Origin of the sequence: Cellulophaga sp. L1A9 (genome assembly GCF_009797025.1) — a bacterium.
Classification (GTDB): Bacteria; Bacteroidota; Bacteroidia; order Flavobacteriales; family Flavobacteriaceae; genus Cellulophaga.
The window spans coordinates 173,271-187,620 of the sequence record NZ_CP047027.1; the positions used below are offsets into that span (position 1 = coordinate 173,271).

Below are 14,350 nucleotides of genomic sequence, written 5' to 3' on the forward strand. Positions count from 1 at the left end.
TAAACTATTTTTATGGGCTCTTCCCATTAATTAGAGGTAATTACCAGCTAAAAAACGGTTTAAAACCTTAAAAGAATACTATGGAATTTGATTCTGAAAAATTTGATTGGTTGATTAATGAGTCGATTCTCACCTTTAATCTAGGTGCAGATCTTTTTATGCATTATCATAATCCAAAAGCGGTAGAAAATAAACAAGATCCTTCTTGGCAAAACCAAGCCGTTTATTTCTGGTATGAAAAGGAGCCTTTTGAACGAAAATCGCTCCCCGATGAATTTGATAATTTTGAAAAACAGGTGTTTATGATCAATCAAATTCCGGAAGGAATAAAAATAAAATCAGGAGAAGCAATGCCTTGGTTTGGCAAACCTGGTGGCGGTACAAAATTGTTCTTTTCTTATTTAGACAATCCTATTACCTTAGAAGAAGCGCATAAACTAAATGCCATTAGTTCTGTTGAAAAAGTATCTTTGACGATAGAAAATCTGGGGATTCTTCAAGACCGTGATAATTATAGATTTATTACGGAAAAAGGAATCACCTTTGATGGTTCTTTACCAGTCTTTGAAGGAAAAAAAGTATCCCTATCAGAATTGTATGCCGCAGGAAAAATAAGTATTCTTAAGTTAAAATAACCTCCATTTAGTACGTCCTACAGTGCTAAACTGTTAGCGTAACAATAATGAAATGGGAAAGTACTCCTTGGCCTTTCTTACTTTACAGAGTCCAAATGAGACAAAACCGTTACCTTTAAAGCATGATGAATAACGGACTCTTTATACTATCTCTCTTTATAACCTCAGCACTTTTTGCACAGACCGAAGCTGCTATTACTCCCTTTGATGCGGTATTGAATCAGTTTACGAACGTGCGTGATTTTTGTATTTCAAAAGACGGACAAGAAGCTTTTTTTACGGTACAGAGTCCCAGCCAAGAACTCTCACAACTCGCCTATATTAAAAAAGAAAAAAAGGGATGGTCTGCACCAGAATTACTACCTTTTAATGCTGCTTACAAATACCTAGAACCTTTTCTTTCCTATGATAATAACAAGTTATTTTTTGTTTCAGACCGGCCTTTAGAAAACACCACTAACGAAAAAAAAGATTTTGATATTTGGTATGTAGACCGAAAAAATAACACCGCAGAATGGTCTAGTCCTAAAAATCTAGGAGCTCCTGTAAATTCTACCTTAGATGAATTTTACCCTTCTGTAAGTAAGAACAATAATTTATATTTTACCATGGTAGCCCCCGAAGGTTTAGGTGAAGACGATCTGTACCTGTGCACTTGGAAAAATGGCAAGTACTCAAAACCCGTATTATTGAATGAAAACATCAATAGCGCTGGGTATGAATTTAATGCCTTCATTGCTGAGGAAGAAGATTTTATAATCTTTTCTAGATACAACGAAGCTGATGGGCAAGGAAGTGGAGACCTTTATCTTGCAAAAAAAGACAGGAATGGCGTCTGGCAAAAAGCAAAGAATCTAGGAATTCCTATCAATACCATATACATGGACTATTGCCCTTTTTATGATGCACAACATCAGCAATTATATTTTACCAGCAAACGAAATACACTTACGCCTAGAGAATTTGAATCAATGGCTGCATTTAAAACCTATCTAGAAGATAGTAAAAATGGCTTGAGCAAAATTTACCAAGTACATTTAAATATAGATTAAGAATTGACGGATCGTTGTCTACCCTTTAAAATTGTACCCCTAAAATGAAAAAACGTTTACTACTGCTTCTCGGAATACTACCGGTACTAGCAACAGCTCAACTTACGTATACGATAACCGACTTTTCAACCACCTATAATGCTACCATAGAAATTGAAAAAGGGTTTGAAAATCATGACTTTAAAAAAGGAAGTTTTTCTATATTTAATACTACTACTGCTAAACAAGTGTTATTTATAGCAAGTGATGAACTCATTATTGAAACCGACGATAATACGGAAGAAAAAACCAATGCTACTTCTCTACCTTACGGCCGCCAAAACTTTTTGATTTTTCAAGATTTTAATTTTGACGGGCTAGAAGATGTCGCCTATATGGATGGGCGTAATAGTTGCTACGGCGGGCCTTCCTATCAAATTTACCTGCAAGAGCATCAGACTTTTGTTCTCAGTCCTGAATTTACAAGGCTTTCTTATGAATATCGTGGCATGTTTCAAATAGCGGAGAAAACGAAAACCATACATACCACGACCAAAAGTGGTTGTTGCTGGCATCAATTTTCTGAATTTAAAGTCCAAAATAATAAACCCATTGCTCTTAAAATAAGTGAAGAATCCATGAACCCCAATGGTATGCTGTTAGATTATGTAGAAAAAGTACGGGTAAATGATCAAATGGTAGAAACCAAGTATAGCGTTTTACCAGATAGTGGCTTTGACATACAAACAATTTTCTCCTTTCAATTTAAAAACGGCAAAAAAATGAATTTGGTTCATGCCTTTTCAAATCAACTATACTATGTCTTCACCGACAAAGAAAATAAAGTAGAACTTTTCTATGACGAGGATTTTATTTACCATAAAGATAAAAACACCTTAACATTTACCCGTAAGAATACAAGTTATCAAATTAGTGCTACGGGCATTACAGTACTTACTCCTAGCAAAAATATCCCTATGAATGCAGATGCTGAAACCATAGAAGGTGAATTAGCCAGCTTATTAAGTTTAACCCTTAGTAATATGCATATAGAATAGCTAGTAGACTTTAGGAACTTTAACGCATAGCAATCTAACCAATGAAAATGTTAGTTGTAATGGATGTCTAGTTTACTAAATTCTTTGCAAAAAAATCAGTATCTTATAAAGAGAATAACCAAAAAACCATTTGTATGAATCCGACTTTAAGGAATATTCTAGCAGTAGCTGCTGGAATACTCATCGGTAGTATGGTAAATATGGGAATTATTATGAGTAGCGGTTTTATTGTTCCCCCACCAACCGATGTAGATGTGACGACTATGGAAGGCTTAAAAGCTTCCATGCATTTGTTTACTCCCAAACATTTTATAATGCCTTTCTTAGCCCATGCGCTAGGAACTTTAGTGGGGGCTTTGGTTACCGCAAAAATAGCGGTCACCTACCGCGTTGAAGCCGCACTTATTATTGGTATTTTTTTCTTGATAGGCGGTGTCGCTAATACGTATATACTCCCATCTCCTACTTGGTTTACCATTTTAGATATTTTGGTGGCTTACATTCCAATGGCATGGTTGGGCGGCAGAATGGGGATTAAAACACGATGAAACTTTTAGAAAATGTTAAATTAATGTTACTTTTGCGCCCACCGCTTTGAAAAGTGGACCAAGCAAGCGTGTTTCCGTTATTGGTTTCTCTTCTCAAGTGCGACTCTTTAAATGTCAAAATTACCTCAGAAAAATCAGTTTTTAGACTTGTCTGATTATGGAAGACCATGTGCTAGAATCATTGCTCAGTCCTTAAAAAATACATCCTTTACTCCCATTCATGTAACTATTGCTTTTGTCTTTTCTGGACTCATAGCTATCGTATGTATTTATCATCACTATTACTGGGCTACCGCATTTTTCTTAATCCTTAAATCTATTCTAGATGCTGCAGATGGCGAACTGGCTCGTATAAAAGAAACACCATCCTATACCGGCCGCTATCTTGATTCTGTTTCAGACATCCTATTGAATCTCTTATTAATTGGTACCATCTGGTATGTAACAGACGGATCTCTATTTTATGCATTTTTAGCGTTTATAGGTTTACAACTTCAAGGAACCTTATACAATTACTATTATGTCATCTTAAGGAATAAATATAACGGAGATACTACAAGTCGTATTTTTGAAGACAGTATTCCTATAGCCTTAGCAGGCGAAAAACAGCAAAATGTAAATATCTTATTTTTCATGTACAAAGTGCTTTATGGTGCTTTTGATAAGATTATTTATATCCTAGATAAAGATGCCGTTAAAAGTAGCAAACTACCAAATTGGTTAATGACTGCTGTCTCTACTTTTGGTCTTGGCTTTCAATTGCTGCTAATTGCCTTAATGCTGGTGTTTGGTTTAAAACATTATATAGTTCCATTCTTTATAGGCTTCTCTGTTTTTATTCTTATTTTTATAGGCATTAGAAGGTATATAAATAGGTGAAAACGGAGGGAAATAGTCTTATTTAAGGAGTAATTATGAGCTTATATTAACAATTCAGAGTTTTTAAGTTTTTAAAAAATGAGATAGCTATAATTACTAAAAAGGTATCTTAGCGAAAGTTCCAAGTTCAATTGATCAAAATAGTGCCTATAAACCTATATTTTTAATGAGAGTATATACCCTACTACTATCCTTACTATTTACATATATAATTCAGGCTCAAGTTACCCCTGCTGAAAAAGCTGCATTACAAGCTTTTTACACAGCTACAGGTGGTAGTAATTGGACTAGTGAAACAGATGCAGACCCAACAAATGATTGGGATTTTTCGGGTCCAGTGACTAATGATTGGCATGGAATTACTATTTCTGGTGGGAATGTGATACAATTGTTATTGGATAATAACTCAAATTCAGGAAATAATTTAATGGGCACAATACCCACTGAATTTGGAAATTTACAGTATTTAATTGATTTGGATCTTTCTGATCAAAATAATCTAACAGGTCCTATTCCTGATAGTTTTGGTAATCTTTTGAATCTGAAAACACTTCTTCTTAACAATAATCAGTTTACAGGACTTATCCCACCTGTATTAGGAAATTTAAGTAATTTAAATACATTGTGGTTAAGCGCAAATAATTTTATTGGCCAGATACCGTCCTCTCTAGGAAACTTAGGTTTTTTAGAATCATTACTGCTCGCAGGAAATCAACTCACAGGAGACATCCCTGTTGAATTAGGAGATTTAAATAATTTATTAGAATTGCAACTTTCTTACAATGAACTTACTGGAAAAATACCGTCTGAATTAGGTTTACTCTCAAATCTAATCACCCTGTCGTTGAGATATAATAATCTAACAGGAGAAATACCTGAAACGATTTATGGGTTAACTAATCTAGTCTCTTTATTGTTAGAATTTAATAAATTGGAAGGAGCTATTTCTCCGATGGTTGGAAATTTAGTTGTATTAGAAAAGCTGATACTTCGGAATAATCAGTTTGTAGGGAATTTACCAGAGGAAATTGGTACTATTTCTTCTTTACTAATTTTGATGCTTGGTCATAATAATTTTACGGGAACTATTCCCGATTCTTTCTCTGGGTTAACAAATCTTGGGACGTTTGAAATTAATGATAATGATATAGAAGGGGTCTTGCCCGCAGGTTTAGTTAATTGGACCAATATTAGTTCCTTAGACCTTATGAACAATAGAATTGAGGGAGATATACCTAGTTTTGTTTTTTTAAATACTACTATTATTAGAATTTATGGAAATCGCTTTCAATTTGGGGATTTCGAAGATGAATTTAGTTATTATGAAGGCTTTACTTTTTTTGTTGACAACCCTCAAGCCAAAGTAAATTCTGCTGAAAACTTAAGCAGTTGCGTGGGGTCTTCTACAACACTTTCTACAATAGTTAGTGGTAACGCCAATGTATACCAATGGCTCAAAGATGGTACGGCAATTGCTGGTGCAACTAATGCAGATTTAGTATTAAACCCTGTAGCTATTTCCGACGCTGGAGTTTATACTTGTTTGATTACAAGTACGATTGTCACCGACCTTACTTTAGTGCGCAACCCAATTACATTAACGGTAAGTGCTAATGGTCCAACCGCAAATACTGTTAATGATATTCAAGCTTGTGACTTAGATGCTGATGGCTTTGCTACTTTTTCCTTAAATCTTGCGGATATAGAGGCACAAGCTTTTGGTTCACAAACGGGTCTAACTATTTCCTATTTTGACACCCTTGGCAACCCTCTAAGTCTTACCAGTAGTTATATCAACACCACAGCTAGCAATCAAGTAGTCACCGTGAGAGTTTCTGATACAGGGGGATGTTATGATGAAAGTACTTTTAATTTAATCACTACTTTACCCGCAGTAGCAGATACCAATGCCGATGTAACTTCTTGTGAAAATTATACCTTACCGCCATTGAATGCAGATAGTAACTACTTTACAGCAACAAATGCTAGTGGAACACCATTACAAGAGGGAGATATTATTACCACAACACAGACAATTTATATTCATGCAGGAATAGGAAGTTGTGCTGATGAAACCAGTTTTACGGTAACCATTGAGCAACCTGTAACCGCAGACCAACTTGAGGATGTATCGGAATGTGAATTTTACACATTACCCCCTCTTACCACTAGTAATTATTTTACAGAAAGTAACGGACAAGGGACAATGATAAATGAAAGTGACAGAATAACTGAAACGCAAACTATTTACATTTATACGGAATCTGGAGTTTGTGCTGATGAATCTAGTTTTACAATTTCTATTGATTTATTAGCCTGTGAAGACTCTGAGGAAGCCATAAAATCAAAATTTCCAAATTTCTTCACCCCAAATGCAGATGGCATTAATGACACTTGGAAGGTTAATCAAGAGTTATTTACATTAGAAGGCACCGTATCTATTTACGACCGTTACGGCAAGCTTATCTCACAATTTGATGCCATTAATGGCGAATGGGATGGGTACTCCAATGGACGAAGATTACCAGCGAGTGACTATTGGTTTAAATTTGAAGGAATAGATGGTAACATTAACACCACAGGGCATTTCGCTTTAAAAAGATAAGTATCATTTTTGCACTTTAATAACTAAATAGGAAAGAATGCTCAATCAAGAAGAATCATACTGGACTACGCGTTACAAAGAACATAGCACGGGTTGGGATATTGGTTACCCCTCTACTCCTATTAAAAGCTATATAGACCAACTTGAAAATAAGGATATAAAACTTTTAATTCCTGGTGCCGGTAATGGCTACGAGGCAGAATATTTAATCCAACAAGGTTTTACAAACGTTCATATCCTCGATATTTCTAAAATTCCACTTCAGGAATTCAAAAAAAGGAATCCGACTTTCCCAGATAGCCATTTACATCATGGCAATTTTTTTGACTTTAAGGGTGCATTTGACTTAATTCTAGAACAAACTTTTTTCTGCTCTTTTGTACCAACAGACCAAAACCGTTCTGCCTATGCCAAACAAATGGCATCCCTTTTAAAGGAAAACGGTAAATTAGTCGGACTCTGGTTTTCAATTCCCCTTACAGATGATTTAGAAAAAAGACCTTTTGGTGGCGATAAAGAGTTGTACTTAACGTATTTAAATCCATACTTTAACTCAAAAACCTTTCAATCCTCTTATAATTCCATTTTACCTAGACAAAACCGTGAATTGTTTGGCATTTTCATAAAAAAATAGCCTTATTTTTTGCATTTTACACGGACTTCCTTAACATCTTTTTAAGAATTCTTCTTTATGCTTTTGGTATATTTAAACCGACTAATTAAACCAAAACTAGAACGAATGAAAAAACTACTATTTTTAATGGTGCTATGCGCATCATTTTCCACCTTTGCACAAGATTTTACAATGGATCTGATTCAAGATCTGAAACCTAGAAACATAGGCCCTGGAGGTATGAGTGGCCGTGTTACTTCTATTGATGCTGTACATGACAACCCTGAAATTATGTATGTGGGTACCGCTTCTGGCGGACTCTGGAAATCTACTTCTGGAGGTATCAAATGGGAACCTATATTTGATAAAGAAGTAACTGCCTCTGTTGGTGCCGTTGCCATTCAACAAAGTAATCCATCGGTCTTATGGGCGGGTACCGGAGAAGGTAACCCAAGAAATAGCTTAAATGGTGGGTATGGTATTTTTAAATCTCTAGATGGCGGAAAAAGCTGGAAATCTATGGGCTTAGAAAAAACAAGACATATTCACAGAATTGTAATAGACCCTACCAATCCAGACATTGTTTATGTGGGTGCTATTGGTTCTCCTTGGGGAGAACATCCAGAACGTGGTGTTTTTAAAACTACCGATGGCGGAGTCACTTGGTCCAAAATATTATTTACTAATAACAAATCTGGTATTGCAGATTTAGTAATGGATCCTACCAACCCAAACAAATTAATTGCTGCTATGTGGGAGCATAAAAGAGATCCTTGGTTTTTTAAATCTGGTGGAGAAGGTAGTGGTTTGTATATGACCCATGATGGCGGTAAAAACTGGAAAAAATTAACAGAAGAAGATGGCTTACCTGCTGGCGAACTGGGAAGAATTGGAGTAGCAATAGCCCCTGGAAAGCCAAATATTGTTTATGCACTTATAGAATCAAAAAAGAACGCCCTTTACAAATCTGAAGATGGTGGTTTTAAATGGAAAAAAATAAATGATAAAGAAGATATTGGCAACCGTCCTTTTTATTATTCTGAAATCTATGTAGATCCTCAGAATGAAAACAGAATATATTCTGTTTTCACCTATATCAACGTATCTGAAGACGGGGGTAAAAACTTTACGCAGTTAATGCCCGCTTATGGCGCGGATAATGGCGTTCACCCCGATCACCATGCGTGGTGGATTCATCCTAAAAATGGCCAATTTATGATGGATGGTAATGATGGCGGAATGAATATTACAAAAGATGGTGGAAAATCATGGCGTTTTGTGGGGAATATACCCGTAGCGCAATTCTACCATATTAATACAGACAATGAATATCCATACAATGTATATGGAGGGATGCAAGATAATGGTTCTTGGAGAGGACCTGCTTATGTATGGAAGGCACAAGGAATCCGCAACAGCTACTGGCAAGAGATTGCTTTTGGAGATGGTTTTGATGTTGTTCCTGATCTAGAAGATTCTCGCTTTGGTTATGCTATGAGTCAGCAGGGTTTTGTATCGCGCTATGATCATGAAACAGGTAACAATTACATTGTTCGCCCTACCCCTCCAGATGCTAAAACTGAGTTACGTTTTAATTGGAATTCTGCTATTGGCCAAGATCCTTTTGACACAAGTACCGTTTATTTTGGAAGTCAGTTTGTGCACAAAAGTACAGACAAAGGCTTAACATGGAGTGTTATTTCTACCGATTTAACTACAAACGATCCTGAAAAACAAAAACAAAGTGAAAGTGGTGGATTAACCATGGATGCTACCGGAGCAGAAAATCACTGTACCATTTTAGTTATTGAACCTTCTCCACTTGAAAAAGATATGTTATGGATTGGTACTGATGACGGTCGCGTACATATCACTCAAAATGGAGGTACCGCTTGGACCGATGTTACCGCGAATATAAAAGGCTTACCAAAAGGTAGCTGGATACCGCAAATAAAAGCATCGAACAAAAATAAAGGAGAAGCACTTTTAATAGCCAATGATTACCGCAGATTTAACTATACTCCTTATGCTTATAGAACTAAAAATTACGGAAAAACTTGGGAACGTATTGTAGATGCTGCAGATGTTAAAAGTTATGCGCTTTCTATTATAGAAGATATCGTAAACCCTAATCTAATGTTTTTAGGTACTGATGATGGTTTATATATTTCCTTAAATGCCGGTGAAAAATGGCAAAAATGGACGGAAGGTTTCCCTACGGTTTCTACTAAAGATTTAGCAATACAACCAAGAGAACATGATTTGGTGATTGGTACCTTTGGTCGTGCTGCCTGGGTATTAGATGATATTCGCCCTTTGAGAGCTTTAGCAGCAGATGCTACTATTCTTCAGAAAGACGCACAATTATTTACTCCGCCTACAGCATACCAAGCCGCGTACCAACAAGCTACTGGGAGCAGGTTTGGAGCAGATGCCATGTTCAATGGTGAAAATAGAAAATCTGGGGCTATGATTACCTACTACTTAAAAGAAGGAAAGAAGAAAGTAGCCGGAAAAAAAGAAGATAAAGACGAAGATGATAAGGCTGATAAAGAGGACGATGAAAATTTTGAAGATACCGCTGAAAAGAAAGAAAAAAGAACAGGGGTACAAAAGAAAGATTCTGTGCAGTTTGATATTTATGATGGTACTAGATTAATTAGAACCTTAAAATATAAAACGCCAGAAAAAGCAGGATTCCACCGCATCTATTGGAGAATGGATGAAAAAGGCCCAGACAGACCATCTAGAAAAATTAGCAAGCGTAAAAACGAGTCTGGCGGTACAGATGTTAAGCCTGGTACCTATACCATTAAAATGTCTTTTGGCACGGTATCTAACGAAGCTACAATAGAAGTAAAATCTGATCCTAGAATAGAAACCTCTACCGCATCTATTAATGAGGTGTATACCCACTCTAAAACCATAGAGACATATATGGCCACTGCTGCAGATGCCGTAAAACAATTGGTAGAAAGTAAAAATACAGCTAGTAAATATCAAAAAGAATTAAAAGAACTAGACAAAGATAAATACGAAGCAGAACTTAAAGCATCTAAAGAAATTATTAAAAAAATAGATGATGTTATGGCGCTTTATTTAGGCAAAGAAGACAAAAGACAAGGGATTACTAGAAATCCTGAAATAACGGTAATGGAACGTATTGGTAATGCAAGACGTTATGTTGGCAGCAGAAAATCTGGTATTACTAGCACTGAAACTAACTTGATGGCATTTGCAAAGGAAGAATTAGAATCGGCCTTAGAAAAGACAAATGCATTTTTCAATGACGATTGGAAAGCCTATAAAACAGCTATGGAGAAGTTGAACAATTCTCCTTTTAAAGCGACTAAAGAAATTACTATACATTAATATTTTTCCTTGAGTATTGTCGAGAGGATTTAAAACAAATAGGTCAGGTTTCGACCAAACTCAACCTGGCCATTTTTGCTATGAAAAGAATTCTATTTTTTATTTCGATTATTATAACCACAACGACTATTAAAGCCCAAGAATCAGGAGAAGAAAATTGGGGGGCTTGGTATATGTATTTTGGCACCAATAAGGTAAGTGATAAGTTGAGTATCCATACTGAAGCACAGTTTAGATATTATGAAACCACGAGTAATTTCAATCAACTATTACTGCGTACGGGTTTAAATTATCATATCAACCCTGAAGCTATAGCCACGCTAGGCTATGGCTATATTACTACAGATGGTTCTTTTGACGAATTACCAAATGAAGAGAACAGCAAAGAACATCGAATTTTTGAGCAATTCATTTTAAAAAACAAAGTAGGCGAATTTCATTTTGAACACCGCTATAGATTAGAACAACGCTTTTTGGAATCTGTGGGTGAAACAGACACGCAACATAGAGCCCGGTACCGTTTACAAGTAACACTACCCTTAACCGATATTTTCTTTTTGAATGTTTACGATGAAATCTTCATTAATTTACAAGATGATGCCTTTGGTCAAAATAGATTGTATGGAGCCCTGGGTGTGAATGTTACAGAAAACTTGGCGGTACAAGCTGGATATTTAAAGAATCATTTTTCTGATGCCAATTATGATCGTATACAAGTAGGCGTATTTTACAGTCCCGATTTAAGAAGGAACAAATAGCAAATCATTCAGAAATCTGTGGCGTTTGAATTAGAATACGGCCTAAAATAAGCGTAATTTTATCCTATTAAATAAAAAATTTACAGTAATGAAAAAAACACTTTTAATTTTATCGTTCGCAATAGGTATGTTCTCTTACAGTTGTAAAGAGGCCAAAAAGGAAAATACTACCGAAGAAAAAGAAACTGTTACTGCAACAGAAATGTATACTCTAGTTTCAGACTCTACTAAAGTTAGCTTTACAGCTTACAAAACGACAGACAAGCTTCCTGTTGGAGGAACTTTTAAAGCTATCAATATTAAAAATGCTACTCCCGCAGCTTCTGCTTTAGAGGCTTTAAACGGCTTAGAATTTGGAATTCCTGTAAGTAGCTTGTTTACAAATGACCCTACTGGTACAAGAGATCCAAAAATTACAGAATTCTTTTTTGGTGCTATGAAAAATACCGAAATAATTTCTGGAACTTTTAAGGTTGATGGTGAAGCATGTTCATTAGAAATTGAAATGAATGGTGAGACTGGTTCTATTCCATTAGAAACAACGATGAACTCTGACACTAGTTATACTTTTAATGGGGTAATGGATTTAAAGAATTGGAACGCTACGGAAGCTGTTGCTTCTTTAAACAAAGTATGTGAAGTATTACATACTGGTAAAGACGGTGTAAGTAAAACTTGGGATGAAGTTGCTATAAAAGGTGATGTGTTGTTTGCTAAAAAATAATTCTAGCCACCGCATTTGTGTTAGTTTTAATAGCTATTAGAGTACTTATTTTCTTTTAGTAGGTTTAGTTTTGTGTATTAAGTAAAACACTTTAATTAAAACTATACAACATGAAAAAAATAATAGGTACCCTAGCGCTTGTTGCAATAAGTCTTTCTTATAGCTGCAAGGACACAAAAAAAGAGGTTAAAGATACTTCTGACGATATAGAAAATAACATGGATGACAGCTCTGATGAAATGGACAATACCATGGAAGAAAAAACCATGACCATTTCCTTAGAACCTAAAAGTGATTCTGAAGTAAAAGGCGAAGTTACTTTCACCGAAAAAGATGGTGAAGTTATGATGGTAACTAAAATGTCTGGATTATCTGAAGGTGAGCATGCCATTCATATTCATGAAACAGCAGATTGTTCTTCTGCCGACGGAAAATCTGCAGGTGGCCATTGGAACCCAACATTCCAACAACACGGAAAATGGGGGGATGAAGTAGGCTACCACAGAGGTGATATCGGAAACTTTATGGCAGATGCAGAAGGTAATGCTACAGTAGAATTCAGCACTGACGAATGGTGTATGGATTGTGATGATGACACAAAAAACATTATCGGTAAAGGGGTAATTGTACACCAAGGAGTAGATGATTTTACATCACAACCTAGTGGCGATGCAGGTGCTCGTGTAAGTTGTGCCGGTATTATCCAATAAGAATCTACCACAACATTGAAATTAAAAGCTGCTCTTTAGCAGCTTTTTTTATATATCTTTAATTTGTAAACCTAGTCAATGGAATTAGAAGAATTAGTAGAAAAGTTCCGAATGAAAGATGCCAAGGCTTTTGAAAAGCTGTACAGCATGTATGCAGATAATATATGTGGCGTTATTTACAACATTGTAAAGAATACGGATATAGCTCAGGAAATTTGCCAAGATGTATTTGTAAAGGCATGGAATAATTCTGAGAGCTATAATATCTCTAAAGGGCGCTTTTTTACATGGATGTTGAATATTGCACGTAATGCTGCAATCGATGAAGTGCGCTCTAAATCCCACAAAAACAGCAAACAAAACCTATCTTCTGATTTTTTCGTAAATATCCTGGAAGACAAAAACGACCTTAATATGCAAGTAGATACCATTGGTATAAAGAGCCTGTTAACGAACCTCAAAGAAAAATGTGTTCAGATCATAGACTTATTGTACTTTAAAGGATATACGCAAAAGGAAGCTGCTGAAGAATTGGAGATCCCTATAGGGACGGTAAAAACAAGGAACAGAAGTTGCATTTCACAAATTAGGGGAAACATAGCACTATAGCATGGATACAGAAAAATATATAGCATCAGGAATTCTAGAACTCTACGTTGCTGGTATCTTATCTGAGGTAGAAAACTTAGATATCGCCAGGTACGCAGCAGAATACCCTGAAATACAAAATGAAATTAAAGCCATTGAAACTGCCGTTTTAGCATTGACTAAAGCAGCTGCACCGAAAGAAGGCGCACAAATTCATTTGGCAAAGGTTCAAGCTAAAATAGCCGCAGCAGAAGCTCCAAAAGTAATTACACTACAACCAGAGAAAACAAATTGGAGTGCTTACATCGGGTGGGCAGCATCTGTTTTATTAGCCGTAGGCTTTTTTTGGATGTACACCCAAAATAATGCGCTAAAGTCTAATTTAAATAGCACTACACAGGCAAACAGCGCTTTAGAAGAAAAAATAGAAGAAGCAAAAACATCATTAGAAAAAACAGAAGAATTACTAAGTACCATTCGGGATAAAAATATACAAGTGGTAGCTTTAGGCGGCCAAGCCGTAGCTCCTAATTCATATGCAAAAGCCTACTGGAATAAAAGTGAGCAGAAAGTTTTTATAGATGCCCAAGGGCTACCAGAACCACCAGACGGAATGGTATACCAAGTATGGTCTTTAAGATTAGAGCCTTTAACTCCAACAAGTATGGGGCTGTTAGAAGATTTTATTACGGATGATAACAAAGTATTTGCTTTAAACAACCCTAATGAGTCTGAGGCTTTCGGTATTACCTTAGAACCTGCGGGAGGTAGTGACGCTCCTAACTTAGCGCAACTATATACCTTGGGGGTAGTGAGTTCTTAGTATACT

General features: G+C 36.0%; 13 protein-coding genes. All 13 read left to right on the top strand.

Features of this window, described 5'->3' with window-relative positions:
• Window positions 1–80: 80 nt before the first annotated feature.
• The 13 genes from GQR94_RS00795 (at window position 81) to GQR94_RS00855 (ending at window position 14,344) form a co-directional block, all read left to right on the top strand.
• The gene (locus GQR94_RS00795) at window positions 81–635 is read left to right on the top strand and encodes a glycohydrolase toxin TNT-related protein (protein ID WP_158973548.1); all 555 of its coding nucleotides are present in this window, start codon (window positions 81–83) and stop codon (window positions 633–635) included.
• A gap of 122 nt (window positions 636–757) precedes the next feature.
• The gene (locus GQR94_RS00800; protein WP_158973549.1) at window positions 758–1,687 is read left to right on the top strand and encodes a PD40 domain-containing protein; all 930 of its coding nucleotides are present in this window, start codon (window positions 758–760) and stop codon (window positions 1,685–1,687) included.
• Window positions 1,688–1,731: 44 nt separating this feature from the next.
• The gene (locus tag GQR94_RS00805) at window positions 1,732–2,724 is read left to right on the top strand and encodes a hypothetical protein (RefSeq protein ID WP_158973550.1); all 993 of its coding nucleotides are present in this window, start codon (window positions 1,732–1,734) and stop codon (window positions 2,722–2,724) included.
• Between the two features lie 134 nt (window positions 2,725–2,858).
• Window positions 2,859–3,272, top strand: a complete 414-nt coding sequence (locus GQR94_RS00810; protein ID WP_158973551.1) for a hypothetical protein — start codon at window positions 2,859–2,861, stop codon at window positions 3,270–3,272.
• A gap of 111 nt (window positions 3,273–3,383) precedes the next feature.
• Window positions 3,384–4,151: a CDP-alcohol phosphatidyltransferase family protein gene (locus GQR94_RS00815; protein WP_158973552.1), complete on the top strand. Its 768-nt coding sequence runs from the start codon at window positions 3,384–3,386 to the stop codon at window positions 4,149–4,151.
• Window positions 4,152–4,317: 166 nt separating this feature from the next.
• Entirely contained in the window at window positions 4,318–6,756 is a 2,439-nt protein-coding gene (locus GQR94_RS00820; RefSeq protein ID WP_158973553.1) for a T9SS type B sorting domain-containing protein, read from the top strand.
• A gap of 37 nt (window positions 6,757–6,793) precedes the next feature.
• Window positions 6,794–7,390: a methyltransferase domain-containing protein gene (locus GQR94_RS00825; protein ID WP_158973554.1), complete on the top strand. Its 597-nt coding sequence runs from the start codon at window positions 6,794–6,796 to the stop codon at window positions 7,388–7,390.
• 105 nt (window positions 7,391–7,495) lie between these two features.
• On the top strand, window positions 7,496–10,741 hold the full coding sequence (locus tag GQR94_RS00830) for a hypothetical protein (protein WP_158973555.1): 3,246 nt from the start codon (window positions 7,496–7,498) through the stop codon (window positions 10,739–10,741).
• Between the two features lie 80 nt (window positions 10,742–10,821).
• The gene (locus GQR94_RS00835; RefSeq protein WP_158973556.1) at window positions 10,822–11,499 is read left to right on the top strand and encodes a DUF2490 domain-containing protein; all 678 of its coding nucleotides are present in this window, start codon (window positions 10,822–10,824) and stop codon (window positions 11,497–11,499) included.
• Window positions 11,500–11,587: 88 nt separating this feature from the next.
• Window positions 11,588–12,223: a hypothetical protein gene (locus tag GQR94_RS00840; protein ID WP_158973557.1), complete on the top strand. Its 636-nt coding sequence runs from the start codon at window positions 11,588–11,590 to the stop codon at window positions 12,221–12,223.
• A 110-nt stretch (window positions 12,224–12,333) separates the two neighbouring features.
• Complete coding sequence (locus GQR94_RS00845) at window positions 12,334–12,933, top strand: superoxide dismutase family protein (protein WP_158973558.1); 600 nt, start codon at window positions 12,334–12,336, stop codon at window positions 12,931–12,933.
• A gap of 78 nt (window positions 12,934–13,011) precedes the next feature.
• A complete protein-coding gene (locus GQR94_RS00850) occupies window positions 13,012–13,542 on the top strand; it encodes an RNA polymerase sigma factor (protein ID WP_158973559.1) in 531 nt (176 codons plus the stop codon).
• Window position 13,543: 1 nt separating this feature from the next.
• Window positions 13,544–14,344 carry an anti-sigma factor domain-containing protein gene (locus GQR94_RS00855; RefSeq protein WP_158973560.1) on the top strand — a complete coding sequence of 267 codons (801 nt, stop codon included), beginning with the start codon at window positions 13,544–13,546 and terminating at the stop codon, window positions 14,342–14,344.
• Window positions 14,345–14,350: the final 6 nt, after the last annotated feature.

What these genes read in the sequence shown, in the direction of transcription:
- GQR94_RS00795 (WP_158973548.1), top strand. Translation starts at nt 81, where the DNA reads ATGGAATTTGATTCTGAAAAATTTGATTGGTTGATTAATGAGTCGATT.
- GQR94_RS00800 (WP_158973549.1), top strand. Translation starts at nt 758, where the DNA reads ATGATGAATAACGGACTCTTTATACTATCTCTCTTTATAACCTCAGCA.
- GQR94_RS00805 (WP_158973550.1), top strand. Translation starts at nt 1,732, where the DNA reads ATGAAAAAACGTTTACTACTGCTTCTCGGAATACTACCGGTACTAGCA.
- GQR94_RS00810 (WP_158973551.1), top strand. Translation starts at nt 2,859, where the DNA reads ATGAATCCGACTTTAAGGAATATTCTAGCAGTAGCTGCTGGAATACTC.
- GQR94_RS00815 (WP_158973552.1), top strand. Translation starts at nt 3,384, where the DNA reads ATGTCAAAATTACCTCAGAAAAATCAGTTTTTAGACTTGTCTGATTAT.
- GQR94_RS00820 (WP_158973553.1), top strand. Translation starts at nt 4,318, where the DNA reads ATGAGAGTATATACCCTACTACTATCCTTACTATTTACATATATAATT.
- GQR94_RS00825 (WP_158973554.1), top strand. Translation starts at nt 6,794, where the DNA reads ATGCTCAATCAAGAAGAATCATACTGGACTACGCGTTACAAAGAACAT.
- GQR94_RS00830 (WP_158973555.1), top strand. Translation starts at nt 7,496, where the DNA reads ATGAAAAAACTACTATTTTTAATGGTGCTATGCGCATCATTTTCCACC.
- GQR94_RS00835 (WP_158973556.1), top strand. Translation starts at nt 10,822, where the DNA reads ATGAAAAGAATTCTATTTTTTATTTCGATTATTATAACCACAACGACT.
- GQR94_RS00840 (WP_158973557.1), top strand. Translation starts at nt 11,588, where the DNA reads ATGAAAAAAACACTTTTAATTTTATCGTTCGCAATAGGTATGTTCTCT.
- GQR94_RS00845 (WP_158973558.1), top strand. Translation starts at nt 12,334, where the DNA reads ATGAAAAAAATAATAGGTACCCTAGCGCTTGTTGCAATAAGTCTTTCT.
- GQR94_RS00850 (WP_158973559.1), top strand. Translation starts at nt 13,012, where the DNA reads ATGGAATTAGAAGAATTAGTAGAAAAGTTCCGAATGAAAGATGCCAAG.
- GQR94_RS00855 (WP_158973560.1), top strand. Translation starts at nt 13,544, where the DNA reads ATGGATACAGAAAAATATATAGCATCAGGAATTCTAGAACTCTACGTT.